The organism is Desulfosarcina cetonica JCM 12296, from assembly GCF_001311845.1.
In the GTDB taxonomy this organism is placed as follows: Bacteria; Desulfobacterota; Desulfobacteria; order Desulfobacterales; family Desulfosarcinaceae; genus Desulfosarcina; species Desulfosarcina cetonica.
Window position 1 is genome coordinate 1 of sequence record NZ_BBCC01000164.1, and the last position, 14,414, is coordinate 14,414.

Here is a 14,414-nt window from a genome sequence, read left to right on the forward strand (position 1 = left end):
CCGCCGGCACGCCCATGGCGCGGGCCATGGCGCGGTTCTGGGACACGGCGCGCACCTGCAGGCCGATGACGCTTTTTTTCAGCAGGAGCGATAGGCCGCCAAAGACCAGGAGGGCGAAGATAAAAATCACCACCCGGTTGGTGGTCAGGGCCAGTACGGGGTTCAGTTGAATGGCTCCGCTCATCCAGGCTGGCGTGGCCACGCTACGGTTGAGCGGTGAGAAGATCGAGCGCACGGCCTGCTGCAGGATCAGGCTGAGGCCGAAGGTGGCCAACAGCGTTTCCAGGGGACGACCGTAGAGAAAACGGATGATCGTGCGTTCGATCACGATGCCGGCCACGCCGGCGACCACGAAGGCCGCCGGTACCGCCAGGGCCAGGGCCGTGGCGATGGACCCGGGCATGAGCTGCTGCAGCACATAGGTCGTGTAGGCGCCGAGCATGATCAGTTCACCGTGGGCCATGTTGATCACCCCGATGACACCGAAGGTGATCGCCAGGCCGATGGCGGCCAGCACCAGGACCGAGCCCAGCTCAGGCCGAAGAAAATGGTTTCCAAAAAAGCGTACAGGCGGATGCGGCTGTCGATGGTTTGCAGGATGCGGGTGGCCTTGGCGCGTACGGTTTCGTCCGCTTCGCCCGCCATCAGGCGGATGATCGTGTTGCGCACCGCCGGTTGAAGATTGCCGGCCAATTGATCCAGGGCTCTAAGGCGCGTGCCCGCATCGCTTCCCTCCGGTGCCTGCAGCCGGATCAGGGCCAGGGCGACCTTCAAGGCCGATTGGACCCGCGGATGGGTTTCCTGTGCCAGCAGCCTTTTCAGAAAGGTGCTGTCGGCCGGTTCCAGTGAAGGCAGCATGTTGTGGATGGCCTTAAGGCGCACATCCGGATCCGGGTGGGAGAGCCGGATTCCGGCCAGGGCATTTTTGATGATCCCGCGCAGGTTGTTGTTGATGCCGATTTTTTTCAGTTTACGTTTGCCCACCGGTTCCAGGTCCTTGCCGGTGAGCGCATCCTGAATGGCATAATTCCTCCCGGCGTCGTGGCCGATAACCAGGGAGTCATGGGTTTTGCTCACATACAAATCGCCGGCCAAGAGCGCGGTCAGAATGGCTTCGGCTCTTTCGTCGCCGCTGTCGGCCAGGCGGGCGACGGCTTTTTCGGTCGCGGCGAAATTTCGCTCGCCGAGCAGGGCGATCCCTTCGTCAAAGGCGGCCGGGTCGATGTTTCCGACTTGGGCGGAAAGGCTGGCCGGACAGGCCCAACTGCCGGCCAGCAAAACAATCACAACGATCCACGTGGGCAGCTTTCCGATAGTAAGAAACATGAAGATCTTCGTTTCTCTGCGGTTGAACCCATTGGCGGGGTCGGGCAATCGACCCTGGCCGATTGCCCGACAGCGCCAGTTAACCCTGCCGACAGGGTGGGAGGAATCTATTTCTGGCCGGAGCACTTACCGGTTTTGACATTGTAGTTGCCGCAGGAGAGCGGCGCACGCCAGTCGGCGATCAGGTCCTTGGAGCCTTCCAGATAGTCGGACCAGGCATCCCCGACCACCAGCCCCTTGGTCTGCCAGACCACCTCGAATTGGCCGTCATCCTGGATTTCGCCGATCAGAACCGGTTTGGTGATGTGATGGTTGGGCATCATGGCGGAATAGCCGCCGGACAGGTTGGGAACGGTGATGCCGATGATGGCGTCCTGAACGGCCGTGGGATCGGTGGTGCCGGCCTTTTCAACGGCCTTGACCCACATGTTGAAGCCGATGAAATGGGCTTCCATGGGATCATTGGTGACACGTTTGTCGTTCTTGATGAAGGCCAGCCAACTCTCGATGAAGGTGTCGTTGGCCGGCGTGTCAACGCTCATGAAGTAATTCCAGGCGGCCAGATGGCCCACCAGCGGCTTGGTATCGATGCCGGAGAGTTCTTCCTCACCCACGGAGAAGGCCACGACCGGGATCGACTCGGCGGTCACGCCCTGGTTGCCCAGTTCTTTATAGAAAGGCACGTTGCATCGCCGTTGATGGTGGAGACCACGGCGGTCTTCTTGCCGGCCGAGCCGAACTTCTTGATTTCGGAGACGATGGACTGCCAGTCGGAGTGACCGAAAGGGGTATAGTTGATCATGATGTCCGCCGCGGCGACGCCCTTGGATTTCAGGTAGGCCTCGAGGATCTTGTTGGTCGTGCGTGGATAGACATAGTCGGTGCCGGCCAGGACCCAGCGTTTGACCCCCACGTTGTTCATCAAATAGTCCACGGCCGGGATGGCCTGCTGGTTCGGCGCGGCGCCGGTGTAAAAGACGTTTTTGGAGGATTCCTCGCCTTCGTACTGCACCGGATAGAAAAGCAGGCCGTTCAGTTCCTCGAAGACCGGCAGAACCGACTTGCGCGACACCGAGGTCCAGCAGCCGAAGACCGCGGCGACTTTCTCCTTCTCGATCAGTTCGCGGGCTTTTTCGGCAAACAGCGGCCAGTTGGAGGCCGGATCGACCACCACGCTTCGAGTTTTTTGCCCAGCAAACCGCCTTTCTTGTTCTGCTCGTCAATGAGCATCAGCATGGTATCCTTTAGGGTGGTTTCGCTGATGGCCATGGTTCCGGACAACGAGTGTAAAATACCGACCTTGATCGTGTCCGCGGCCACGGCGGTTCCGGCCATCAGAAAACCGATGATACCTGCGATCAATCCATAAATTGCGCGTCGACCTGACTTCATTTTCGCTCCTTTCAGCCCTACAGTTAATTGAATGGGAATTCAGCTTCACATGGATGTTACGCGTCATCGGTATCCGTCATCGCATGGAATATGCCATATGGCCGCAATGTGGCCGGAAAGATTGTTAACTAATTAAAATAAAAATAAAAAAACGATTTCGGGGCAAGGCCGAAGGTCGATTGGCAGTGCCGATTGGATTCAGCTGTTGCGAACAGTAAATACAAATTGGTGTTTATCTCTACATTATATTGCAAATATGTCATATGTGGCCAAAGGCCGAGACGATGCGGGCGGGTAAAATCATCATTGCCGGGCGTCCTCGCGGAACGCCGGGATCCACTGCGGGTTGAAATCCGCCGGCATTGCAGGCGATTCAGCGCAAAGCGGCGTAAATTTGATGTTACTACATATTTGTCAGCCGCTCACTCATCCCAAGCCGTTCCATAGTCCCAGGTGTTTTTGATTAATTCGACGATCAGGGAGGTCTCCACCGAGTTGACACCGTCGATCTGGCTGACCTTTTCGAAGATCAGGGTTTTGAATTCCGCCAGGGAGCCGGCGATGAATTCAATGTCGATATCGTTGCCACCGGTGGTCAGGGCCACGTAGTTGAGGGCTTCGATGTTCTTGAGGGCCTCGAGGATGGAACTTCTTTTCTTCAGGTCAATGCTCAATTTGATATTGCCGACAATCTCGAAGCCCAAACGGATCGGATTGCTGACGGCGACCACCTTGATGATTTCCTCGCTGATCAGCCGTTTGAGCCGGCCGCGGGCCGTGGTTTCGGAAATGCCCAGCTCCTTGGCGATATTGACGATGGGCATGCGCCCGTCTTTCTGTAGCAGGCCGACCATCCTGCGATCGACCCGATCGAGTTTTTGAAGGGGGGCCGGGGTGATTTTCATCGAAGGGCCATCTCTCTTTCGGCTTTATATGGGGAATGGATAATTTAGCGGAAACAATTAAATAATGATAAAAAAATAGCGCTATCCGCTAAAATTGTCAAAATTTTATTGCAATAAAAATTTAAAGCATTTATAGGAAAACTGGGAGCCCCATTCCCGTCGACCGCGGCGCAGCCGCGCCTTCACGCAACGCAATCCGATGGCGATTTCACCGCGTTCACCGGTCAAGCGGTCCGACGGAGCCCGTTCCCGGCCGCGGATCGCGTTGACGTTCAACACTGTAGGTGGGAGATTTTATGAAACGCATTATCGTTATCGGCGTAGGCGCCCAGGGCAGCACGATTGCCAAGCGCATGAACGAACATCCGGGAATTTCCGAGATCATCTGCGCGGATTACGACTTCAAGGCCGCCAAGGTGCTCAGCGATGCGTTGGCCAAGGCCACGGCCCTCAAGCTGGATGCGCGCGACCTGGACAGCGTCATCGCGGCGGCCAAGGGCTGCGACCTGATCGTCAACGGCCTGCCGCTGGATTACAACCTGCTGCTCATGGAAGCCGCCCTGGCCGTCAACGCTTCCTACTTCGATATGGCCGGTCCCATGGAAGACATCGGTTTCGTGGAAACCTACAAGATGCTTTTTTCCGAATGGCATGCGAAATTCAAAGCCAAGGGACGGACCGCCCTGGTCGGTGCCGGTTCCTCGCCCGGCCTGGCCAACATCATGGCCCGCGAGGCCGTGGAAAAGATGGATCGCTGCGAGACGATCAGCATCTATGTTTACGAGAACGTGATGACCAAGCGCTTCACCCCCTTCTGGTGGTCGCCGGAAATCGCTTTCTGGGATATGGCCTACAAAACATTCCGCTACGAAAATGGCCGGATCGTCACCGACAAGCCCTTCAGCCGGCCGATCACCATGAAGCTGCGCGGCATCAACCGGGAAGTCCGCATGGTCGATCACGAGCATGACGAGCCCGTCACCATGGGGCTTCTGGCCAACACGGTGCTCAAAGGGGTGAAGAATGTCGAATTCAAATACGGCGGTTTCGGGGTCAAGCTTTCCGAGCTGCTCCATAAGATGGGGCTGCTTTCCGACAAACCGGTGGATCTCAACGGAACCCCGGTGGTGCCCATGGATCTGATCCTCAAGCTCTGCCCGCCGGCACCCAAATATCCCGATGAACTCAAATCGATCATCAACGATGGCGTCGTGGCCGAAGAGGGCGCTTTTCTGGTGCGCGTGGAGGGCACCAAGGGGAAGCATTCCGTGCGAATCGACAGCTACGCCGTGGGACCCGGCCTGGTGGAGGCCTTCGAGACCTCGGGTCTCAGCCATGAAGCCTACCTGACCGGCCAGTGCGCGTCGGTTTTCGTCAAGATGATGGTCGACGACGTCTTTTCCGATCCCGGCCTTTTCGTGCCCGAGCAGCTCGGGGCCGATGCCCGGGAGTACTGCTTCCGCAATCTTGCCGAGCTGGGGGTGACCATCGATGAAACCTTGCAGCAGCACACGATCTACAGCCGCCCGCGGCGCAAGCGGGCGGCCACGCGTCCAGTGAAGACGTCTACCGGGCGGACCGATGCCAGCCCCTCGGCGGCTGTTTGCCTGAGCCGGAAAAGTTCTTTGACTTTTAGTGGCAATGGACGTACAGGTGACCCCAGGTTGCGTGGTGGGCCGGATAAATGCTTTCGGACACCATGCACGGGGCACCCGGTCCACCCCATTTTCAACACGGGTGGGGGCGACGCATTATTGATGAACCCGTAAAAAATTGCGCTTCAGACGGATTCGTCACTTTTCAAGCTGCCCCTAAATTGGACCCGACAGGACCCACGGCGACAATGGTGTCGCCGTTGTTTCCACTATGCCCCGTTTCGCCGCCACACCCAAAGTTTTTGTAACGCCCCGCACCAATGACGCTGCAGGCCTTTCGCTAACCTTAAGCTGGAGAGTTGATCCGGATCCTTGAGGATATGAGCCAGAACCTGAACGCGAAGATCGACCAAGGCCTCTCGATTCAAAACATTTCAAAACAATTCGGCGATGTCAAAGCGCTGGACGATGTCAGTCTGAACGTCGCCCAGGGAGAGTTTTTCACCCTTCTGGGGCCATCGGGTTGCGGCAAGACCACCCTGCTGCGCATCATCGCCGGCCTGGAGCTGGCCGACGCGGGTCGGATTTTCAGCGGCGGCAAGGAGATTACCCGCCTGCCGGCCATCAAGCGCCAGGTCAACACGGTCTTCCAGAGCTATGCCCTGTTTCCGCACCTGACCATCTTCGAGAATGTCGCTTTCGGCTTGCGTTCGCGCAAGTTCCCCGAAGACGAAATCCGCAAGCGGGTTCACCGCCGGCTGGAGATGCTGGATCTCGGTGCCATGGCCCGACGCCATCCGCACCAGCTTTCCGGTGGCCAGAAACAGCGCGTGGCCCTGGCCCGTGCCTTGGTGAACGAGCCCGACGTGCTTTTGCTCGATGAACCCATGAGCGCCCTGGATGCCCGTCTGCGCGCCCAGGTTCAGGAAGACCTGCGGCGGCTGCAGCGCAAACTGGGGCATACCTTTATTCTCGTCACCCACGATCAGGCCGAGGCCCTGGTCTGCAGCGACCGCATCGCCGTGATGCGCCAGGGGCAGGTCAGGCAGTGCGGCACGCCCGAGGCGGTCTACGACAATCCGCGGGACAGCTTCGTGGCCAAATTCCTCGGGGCGGCCAACCTGATCCCCGCCACCCGCGTGGACGGCGGCGTGGACACGGCTTTCGGCTTTCTGGCCCTGGAGAAGGTCCCGCCCTGGACCACCGGTACCGTGGCCATCCGGCCCGAATGGATCGGCATCGGTGAGACGCAACCGGCCGTGAACGGTATCCGGGCGCGCGTCAGCGAGATCGTCTACCGCGGAACCAGTTTTGACCTGTGGCTGGAGCCGGGCCCCCTACGGGTGCGCACCAGCTCCTATCGACGCATCGATCCCGGCCGGGACGTATGGCTGGAGCTGGCCCCGCGGGAGCTCGTGATCCTTGAAGATGAAGCCTGCTGATATGCTGCTGACCTGGTACGGCGAACTGACCACCCGCGGCCGCCTGCTCAAACGCGGGATAATGCTGCTGCTGCCCGGAATCCTCTGGCTGCTGCTGTTTCTGGTGATTCCCGGGCTGGTGCTGGTGGCCGTCAGTCTGGTCACGCGGGGGGCCTACGGTGAGCTGGAATGGATCTTCACCCTGGAAAACTACAGGCGGCTGGCCGGTTTTTCCAGTTTCGGCTGGATTCCCGACTACCTGATGATCCTCTGGCGGTCGGTGGTCGTGGCCTTCGTCACCACCCTGGTATCCGTCCTGCTCTCCTACCCCTTGTGTTTCTTCATTGCCGGGCGGCGGGAGCGCAGCCGCTACATGTGGCTGACCCTGGTGATCATTCCCTTCTGGACCAATATGGTCATCCGGACCTATGCCTGGTTTTTGATTCTCTCACCGGAGATGCCGGTGGCCCGCCTGGCCGCCGTCTTGGGGATCGTTCCCCAGGGCGCGCCGCTCTATCCCAGTGCCTTTGCCGTCTACCTGGGCATGGTCTCCATGTTTTTGCCCTTCGTGACCCTGCCGCTCTACGCCAGCGTGGAACGGCTGGACTGGACCCTGGTCGAAGCCGCCCAGGATCTGTACGCTTCCCGAGTGCGCGTCTTCACCCAGGCGATTTTGCCCCAGACCCTGCCGGGCCTGTCGGTGGGCATCATTTTGACCTTTATCCCGGCCATGGGCATGTTCGTGGTCCCCGATCTTTTGGGCGGGGCCAAGTACATGCTGGTGGGCAACCTGATCCAGCAGCAGTTCGGCACCAGCCGTGACTGGCCCTTTGGCGCGGCCATCAGCATGGGTTTGATGGTCCTGACCCTCATCGGACTGCAGATCTACCGTCGCCGGGGAAGGGAGATCGAATACGTATGAGACGCCAGCATCCGTTGATCGTTGTGCTTTCCTACCTGACCCTGGGTTTTCTCTACCTGCCCCTGCTGGGCGTGGCGATCTTCTCGGTCAACGACGCCCGGCGCGGATTGATATGGAAGGGCTTCACCCTGAAATGGTATCTCAAGCTCTTCGAGAACGAATGGATCCTCGAAGCCGCGCGCAACACCCTGGTGCTGGCCATCGTCTCCACCCTCGTGGCCACCCTTTTGGGAACCATTCTGGCCATTGCCTGGATCGTTTTCCCTGGGGCCGCCGGACCGGCAACCTGCTGGATGTGATCCTGCATATCCCGGTGGTGATTCCCGATATCATTCTGGCGGCCGCCCTGGTCGTGGTGTTCGGGCTCCTGCGCATGGTCTCGTCCATTTTCGAGCCGGGCCTGCTCAACATGATCATCGGTCACATCACCTTTCAGATCGCCTTCGTGGCCCTGGTGGTGCGCAGCCGACTGGTGGCCATCGGCAGAGAGGTGGAGGAGGCCGCCCGGGATCTTTTCGCCAGCAATGGGTATATTTTGAGGCGCATCACGCTGCCCCTGCTCACGCCGGGAATCATCGCCGGCGCGATGTTGGCCTTCACCCTGTCCCTGGATGATTTCGTGATCAGCTTCTTCACCGCCGGGCCCGAATCCCAGACCCTGCCACTGTTCATTTTCGCGGCGGTGCGTCGCGGGGTGACGCCCCAGATTCATGCCCTGTCCACCTTGATCATGCTGATTACGGTGATCCTGGTGGTGTTGACCGAACGCTTTACCCGCAAGCAAGAAACCTACGGAAAAAGGAGAAGAGACGATGCGTAAAATCGGACTGCTGATGGCGGTATTGGTTTTGTTGTCCGGGATTGCGGCCAGTGCCGAGGAGCTTAGAATCTACACCTGGTCGGAATACATGGATGAAGAGAAGATGCCGGCCGACTTCGAGGCCAAGACCGGCATCAAAGTGCGTCTGGACATCTATGAGAACAACGAGGAGATGGTCGCCAAGCTGCAGGCCGGCGGGGTCAGCCAGTACGACATCATCGTGCCGTCCGACTATATCATGCCGGTCTTGATCAACCAGCATCTGATTCAGCCCCTCGATCACAGCCAGATCCCCAACCTGAAGAACCTCAAACCGATTTTCCGAAACACCACCTATGATCCGGGCAACCAATACTCCGTGGCCTACCAGTGGGGCACGGTGGGCTTGATGTACCGCAAGGACAAGGTCGGAGACGATGCGGTCAAAAGCTGGTCGGTCCTGTTCGACCCGGCCAAGCAGCCCGGACCGTTCTGGCTGATCGATTCGGTGCGCGAGATGATGGGCATCGCCCTGGTGTATGCGGGCAAGGATTTCAACAGCACCCAGCCCATGGAACTCAAGGCCGCGGCTGATCTCTTGGTGGCCACCAAGCAAACCCAGAATTGCATGGGCTTCAAGCCCGGCGTGGGCGGCAAGAACGATGTGGTCGCCGGAACGGCGGTGGCGGCCATCGTTTACAATGGGGATGCCATCCAGTCGGTCACCGAGGATCCCGAGCACCTCGGTTTCGTCATCCCCAAAGAGGGCAGCGAGATCTGGTATGATTCCATGAGCATTCCCGCCAAGCGCCCCATCCGTCGGCGGCGCATCAATGGATCAACTGGATTCTCGATCCTAAAGTTGGCGCCGAGCTTTCCAACTATAACCAGTACGCCACCCCCAATCAGGCGGCCGAAGCCTATATTACGCCGGAAGACCTGAAAAATCCCGGCATTTACCCCACGCCCGAGATCATGCAAAAACTCCATTTCACCAAGGATCTGGGCAAGGGCAACCGCATCATGGATGAGGCCTGGACACGGGCCAAGTCCCACTGATCGAACGTTTGTATCCCTTTTGAGGATTTGCTATAAACCGCCTGAGCGGTTGATCGATGGCCGCATCGACAACTTTTCGGGCGGTTTTGTTTGTTAAGGAGAATTCCCCATGGACAAGGGCGTCAGCCTGCCGCTTGCGGGCATCACCGTTTTGGAGTTGGGCCATACGGTCATGGGACCCACCTGCGGGTTGGTCCTTGCCGATCTGGGGGCGGATGTGTACAAGGTCGAACGCACCGGAACGGGTGACGACACCCGCCGTTTAAAAGGTTTTGGATCCGGTTTTTTACCTGTTTCAACCGCAACAAGAAGAGTCTTGCCATCGATCTCAAATCGGAGAAGGGCAAACAGCTCTTTTTTGATCTGATCGCAAAGGCGGATGTGCTGATCGAAAACTTCGGTCCGGGAACCATGGATCGGCTGGGATTCGGCTATGGGGCTTGCCAAAAGCGCAACCCGCGGTTGATCTATTGTTCCTTGAAGGGGTTCATGCCCGGGCCTTACGAAAACCGTCCCGCGCTGGACGAGGTCGCCCAGATGATGGGCGGGCTGGCCTACATGACCGGGCCTTGCGGGCAGCCCCTGCGGGCCGGCGCGTCCGTTACCGATATCATTGGGGGCAGCTATGGCGCCATCGGCATCCTGGCGGCGCTCTACCAGCGGCAGGTGACGGGGCGCGGTCAACACGTGCAGGCGACCCTGTTTGAATCCGTGGCCTTTCTGGTGAGCCAACACATGGGCGTGGCCGCCGTTTCGGGAGAACCGCCGCCGCCGATGCCGGTGCGTGGCCGCAGCTGGTCTGTTTACGACCTGTTTGAGACGGCGGATGGCCAGCGGGTGTTTATCGGCATCACCTCTGACCGACACTGGAAGCGGATGTGCGCGACCTTCCGCTTCGATGACTGGATCGATGCGCCGGCCCTGGCCACCAATCAGCGCCGGATCGAGGCGCGCGAGTGGTTCTTGCCCGAGCTCGGGAACCGATTTCGCAAGCTCAAGGCGACCGTGCTGATGGCATTGGCCGAGACGGCGGGTATTCCCTTCGCGCCGGTCAACCGTCCCCAGGATCTCTTCACGGATCCCCATTGAACGCATCCGGCGGTCTGGCCGAAACGCGAACCCACGGAAGCATGGCCCGGCTTCCCAAGCTCCCCCTGAGGCTCGATGGCGCGACCCTCGACCTGCGCCACCAACCGCCGGGTGTCGGCGAGGGCGGGCGCGAACTTTACCGGCGATGCGGCTATTCGGATGCGGCCATTGATGGCCTGGCGGCCGAAGGCATCATCGACATTTCATAAGGATCAACCCCTCCATGCCCGGATACAAAGGACACATCAGCGGCAGCATGGTGGCCGGCGGTGTCACTGCGGCCGCCGCGCTCATATGCGGGTATCATTTTGCCGTCACCCCCGCGCGGGTCGCCGGACTGGTGGGCTTTTGCCTGCTCGGCGGCTTGTTTCCGGATGTGGATACGGATTCCAAAGGTCAGAATCTGTTTTACAGCCTGCTCATCGTTGTGGATGGGGTGCTGATTTATTACCATCAATACACCTGGGCGGCCTGGCTGGGATTGTGTGCCATGCTGCCGGCGCTGGGGCATCACCGGGGATGGACCCATACCTGGTGGGCCATGATCGTTACCGGCGTGCCGATCATCGTGATTCCCATAGCCGTGCTTGGCAGGGGGATCGTTGCCGATTATCTGCCGTTCTATCTCGCTTTTACCGTCGGATATTTTTCGCATCTTTTGCTGGATGGCAAGTTCGCATAGACACCATTTCGCCATTTGTAGGTGGAAACAAAAAAGCCATGAAACCGTTCCCATCGCCGTCAAGACTTCTCATCCGGGCCGGCATCCTATTTTTCCTGGCCGGGATGCTGCTCAATGCCTGTGCGGCAATCGACCGCCAACGGCAGCCTTCTGCCGACCGGATCACCATCCTGCACATCAATGATGTCCACTCCCATCTTGACGCCGAGCGGGTCGATCTCAAAATCGCCGGCACCGAAACCACCCGGGAGCTTGGCGGGATGGCCCGGGTGGCGGCGATGGTCGCCAAGATTTCCCATGGCAGGCCAAATACCCTCGTGCTGCATGCCGGCGACGCCGTGCAGGGAACCCTGTATTACACCCTGTTCAAGGGCGACGCCGATGCTAAGGTGATGAACGCCATCGGCTTCGACGCCATGGCCATCGGCAATCACGAGTTCGATGATGGCGATGCATGGCTGGCCGGTTTCATCGACCGGTTGGATGCCCCGGTGATCAGTGCCAATATCGCCGTGCCGCCTGACCACATCCTGGCGGGCCGGTTCTCGCCCTATGTCGTCCAGCGCATTGCCGGCAAGGATGTGGGCATTGTCGGCCTGACCATCGCCGCCAAGACCCGGGATTCCTCGCGGCCCGGCGACCGGGTGACCTTTTCCGATGAAGCGGCGTCCCTTAAAGCGGCCGTGGATGCCTTGAAGGCCAGCGGTGTCGGGCGGATTGTCGTGCTCAGCCACTATGGCTATTCAAACGTGGTTCGGCTTGCCGGCCAGGTGCGGGATATCGATGTGATCGTGGATGGCGATTCGCATACCCTGTTGGGGGACTTCAGCCAAATGGGCCTTTCGTCGGCAGGCGATTATCCGACCCGGGCATTCAACGCCGATGGCGATCGCGTGTGCATTGTCCAGGCCTGGGAGCATGGGAAGGTGCTGGGGGAGCTGGATGTCACCTTTCGAGGGGATGTGGTTGCCGGTTGCAGCGGAACGCCCCACCTGATGTTGGGCGAACCCGTCATCGGCGATGACGCGCGGATAAATGTCGACGCGGCCATCGAGGATGCCGGTGTTGCCGCGATCATCGCCGGATATCGGGACCAAATCGGCGCGCTTTCCCAAACGGTGATCGGCGAAATCGGCGAGGATCTGCGCCATGTGCGGGTGCCGGGGCGCAGTGACGATGGCGTGGTCCTCGGCCGGGGCAGCGATATCGCGCCGCTGGTGGCCAAGGCTTATTACGAGCGGGATCCCAAGGCCGACATCTGCATTCAAAATGCCGGCGGCGTGCGGATCGGCCTGCCGGCCGGGGCGATGACCTATGCCACGGCCTACGCCCTTTTGCCGTTTTCCAATACCCTGGTGGAGATCGCCATGACCGGATCCGAAGTCCGGCAGGTGCTCGAGGATGCCATGGAGAATATCGCGCGGGGCGGTTCGACCGGCAGCTTTCCCTACGGCTATGGGTTGAAGTTCGTTGTGGATGCCACAAAGGCCCATGGCCGGCGCATCCGCAACCTGGATGTCAGGGATCGCCAAACCGGGGGCTATGCGCGGATAGACGATGACCGCATCTATGTTGTCGTGGTCAGTGACTACCTTGCGGCCGGTCGGGATGGCTATGACACCTTTGCCACCGTTCAGGCAAAGCGCGGCCCGGGAACAAATACCTATCTGGATGACGCCATGGCGTTTGTCAGCTACGTCAAGCGCCTGAGCGTAGCCGGAAAACCGCTGATGAAACTGCCAGCAGGCGATCATTGTATCAAGAGCTACATCCCGCCGCCTGCCGCCAAAGACGATTGGTAACCCCGGTCAACGTGGATGGATCGGATCAGCGGGTGAGCAGGCCGACAACGGCTCCGGTCATGCTGGTGGACAGGATGCCGGCCAGAATCGAGCGGAAACCCAGTTGGACGATTTCGCCGCGGCGCTCGGGGGCCATGGCACCCAGTCCGCCCAGCATGATTCCCAGGGATCCCGGATTGGCGAACCCGCACATGGCATAGGTCAGAATCAACCGGCTGCGCTCCGAAAGGACGCCGGGCGGGAGGTGGGCGAGATCCAGGTAGGCCAAGAATTCGTTCAGCACCGCCTTGGTGCCCATGAGACTGCCGGCGGTCAGGCACTCGTCCCAGGGGATGCCGATCAGCCACATCAACGGCGCCATGACGATCCCGAACAGTCGCTGCAGGGTCAGGGGAGCGCCGCCCACGTCCGGCAGCCAGCTCAAAGCGATGTTGGTCAGCGCCACCAAAGCGACCAGCACCACCAGCATGGCGACGATGTTAATCAGGAGCTTCACACCCTCCAGGGTGCCGTTGGTGATCGCCTCCATGGCGCTGTCGGCCGGCACGGGAACGCTGAGATCGGCATGGGTACCGGCATTTTGGGCAATCGGAACCATGATCCGGGCCAGGGCGATGGCCGCCGGGGCGCTGATGATGGACGCGGTCAGCAGATGGCCCATGGCATCGGGAATGACCGGCCTGAGAATGCCCGCGTAAAGGACCATGACCGTCCCGGCAATGGTGGCCATGCCGCAGGTCATCATGGAGAAGAGTTCTCCACGGGACATGGCCGGAACATAGGGCCGGATGAACAGGGGCGCCTCCACCATGCCCAGGAAAACGTTGGCGGCGTTGGCGATGCCCTCGGCGCCGCCGACCCCCAGGGTTCGGTTCAGCAGCCAGGCGGCCCCGCGCACGATCCAGGCAGAACGCCCCAGTAGAACAACAGCGCGCTCAGGGCGCTGGCCAGGAGCACCATGGGAAGCCCGCGAAAGGCAAAAATATAGGTGCTGGCGCCGGTCTCGGCAAAGGGCGGCGCGCCGCCCCCCAGGTAGCCGAAGACCATGGTCGTGCCGGCCTGAAGGGCTGTTTCCAGGGTGTTGACGAGAACATTGAGCATGAGAAAAAGATGCCGGGTCACCGGCAGCTTGAGCAGCACGAGGGCCAGCACGGCCTGCAGGCCAATGGCGTAGCCGACGGTTTTCCATCGGATGGCGTCGCGATTTTCCGAAAATCCATAGGCCACGGCCAAGAGGGCCACGATTCCGATGCTGCTTTGGATAAATTGCATAGTCCGCCTTTCTTGTCCGGCATAAGCTTGACGGATTCGTAAAAAGCCCGATATCGGCGTTACGCGTATCCTTCGTCACTGCGGCGTACGCAAAAGTACGCCTCATTCCTCAGGATTCGCAAGCCTTGATCTCGGGCTTTTTACGAATCC

The 14,414-nt window shown here is 59.8% G+C and carries 14 protein-coding genes and 2 pseudogenes; 10 read left to right on the plus strand and 6 right to left on the minus strand.

The window, feature by feature from the left end:
• The 4 genes and pseudogenes from JCM12296_RS26145 to JCM12296_RS26160 all read right to left on the minus strand — a co-directional run.
• Positions 1-517 (minus strand): ABC transporter permease subunit (locus tag JCM12296_RS26145; RefSeq protein ID WP_340147884.1); only part of this gene is annotated, 517 nt, incomplete at its 3' end.
• The gene (locus tag JCM12296_RS26150) at positions 469-1,326 is read right to left on the minus strand and encodes a hypothetical protein (RefSeq protein ID WP_157067909.1); all 858 of its coding nucleotides are present in this window, start codon (positions 1,324-1,326) and stop codon (positions 469-471) included. The genes JCM12296_RS26150 and JCM12296_RS26145, both read right to left, overlap by 49 nt.
• Before the next feature lie 107 nt (positions 1,327-1,433).
• A pseudogene (gene urtA, locus JCM12296_RS50860) lies at positions 1,434-2,718 on the minus strand (urea ABC transporter substrate-binding protein).
• A 422-nt stretch (positions 2,719-3,140) separates the two neighbouring features.
• Positions 3,141-3,623: an Lrp/AsnC family transcriptional regulator gene (locus JCM12296_RS26160; protein WP_054699393.1), complete on the minus strand. Its 483-nt coding sequence runs from the start codon at positions 3,621-3,623 to the stop codon at positions 3,141-3,143.
• A 296-nt stretch (positions 3,624-3,919) separates the two neighbouring features.
• On the opposite strand from JCM12296_RS26160, the gene JCM12296_RS26165 reads away from it, so the two are divergent.
• The 10 genes and pseudogenes from JCM12296_RS26165 (at position 3,920) to JCM12296_RS26200 (ending at position 12,992) form a co-directional block, all read left to right on the plus strand.
• Positions 3,920-5,392 carry a saccharopine dehydrogenase family protein gene (locus JCM12296_RS26165; RefSeq protein ID WP_054699395.1) on the plus strand — a complete coding sequence of 491 codons (1,473 nt, stop codon included), beginning with the start codon at positions 3,920-3,922 and terminating at the stop codon, positions 5,390-5,392.
• A 206-nt stretch (positions 5,393-5,598) separates the two neighbouring features.
• Positions 5,599-6,660: an ABC transporter ATP-binding protein gene (locus JCM12296_RS26170; RefSeq protein WP_054699402.1), complete on the plus strand. Its 1,062-nt coding sequence runs from the start codon at positions 5,599-5,601 to the stop codon at positions 6,658-6,660.
• 1 nt (position 6,661) lies between these two features.
• Positions 6,662-7,561 (plus strand): ABC transporter permease, encoded by a 900-nt coding sequence (locus tag JCM12296_RS26175; protein ID WP_157067910.1) that lies wholly within the window; start codon positions 6,662-6,664, stop codon positions 7,559-7,561.
• Positions 7,558-7,860 (plus strand): ABC transporter permease, encoded by a 303-nt coding sequence (locus JCM12296_RS45740; RefSeq protein ID WP_246804898.1) that lies wholly within the window; start codon positions 7,558-7,560, stop codon positions 7,858-7,860. The genes JCM12296_RS26175 and JCM12296_RS45740 overlap by 4 nt, the downstream gene beginning before the upstream one ends.
• Positions 7,857-8,381: an ABC transporter permease gene (locus tag JCM12296_RS45745; protein WP_246804899.1), complete on the plus strand. Its 525-nt coding sequence runs from the start codon at positions 7,857-7,859 to the stop codon at positions 8,379-8,381. Before JCM12296_RS45740 ends, JCM12296_RS45745 begins: the two co-directional genes overlap by 4 nt.
• Positions 8,374-9,303, plus strand: a complete 930-nt coding sequence (locus JCM12296_RS26185; protein ID WP_246804901.1) for a polyamine ABC transporter substrate-binding protein — start codon at positions 8,374-8,376, stop codon at positions 9,301-9,303. The genes JCM12296_RS45745 and JCM12296_RS26185 overlap by 8 nt, the downstream gene beginning before the upstream one ends.
• Positions 9,304-9,591: 288 nt before the next feature.
• Positions 9,592-10,508 (plus strand): annotated as a pseudogene (locus JCM12296_RS26190) (CaiB/BaiF CoA transferase family protein).
• Positions 10,505-10,717, plus strand: a complete 213-nt coding sequence (locus tag JCM12296_RS42550) for a hypothetical protein (protein WP_218188287.1) — start codon at positions 10,505-10,507, stop codon at positions 10,715-10,717. The pseudogene JCM12296_RS26190 and the gene JCM12296_RS42550 overlap by 4 nt, the downstream one beginning before the upstream one ends.
• Positions 10,718-10,731: 14 nt before the next feature.
• A complete protein-coding gene (locus JCM12296_RS26195) occupies positions 10,732-11,190 on the plus strand; it encodes a metal-dependent hydrolase (protein ID WP_054699399.1) in 459 nt (152 codons plus the stop codon).
• 38 nt (positions 11,191-11,228) lie between these two features.
• Positions 11,229-12,992, plus strand: a complete 1,764-nt coding sequence (locus JCM12296_RS26200) for a bifunctional metallophosphatase/5'-nucleotidase (protein WP_054699401.1) — start codon at positions 11,229-11,231, stop codon at positions 12,990-12,992.
• Between the two features lie 25 nt (positions 12,993-13,017).
• On the opposite strand, the gene JCM12296_RS26205 is transcribed toward JCM12296_RS26200, so the two are convergent.
• Both JCM12296_RS26205 and JCM12296_RS45750 read right to left on the minus strand, forming a co-directional pair.
• Positions 13,018-13,890, minus strand: a complete 873-nt coding sequence (locus JCM12296_RS26205; protein ID WP_246804903.1) for a NupC/NupG family nucleoside CNT transporter — start codon at positions 13,888-13,890, stop codon at positions 13,018-13,020.
• Positions 13,866-14,264 (minus strand): Na+ dependent nucleoside transporter N-terminal domain-containing protein, encoded by a 399-nt coding sequence (locus tag JCM12296_RS45750; protein ID WP_246804904.1) that lies wholly within the window; start codon positions 14,262-14,264, stop codon positions 13,866-13,868. Before JCM12296_RS45750 ends, JCM12296_RS26205 begins: the two co-directional genes overlap by 25 nt.
• Positions 14,265-14,414 lie beyond the last annotated feature (150 nt).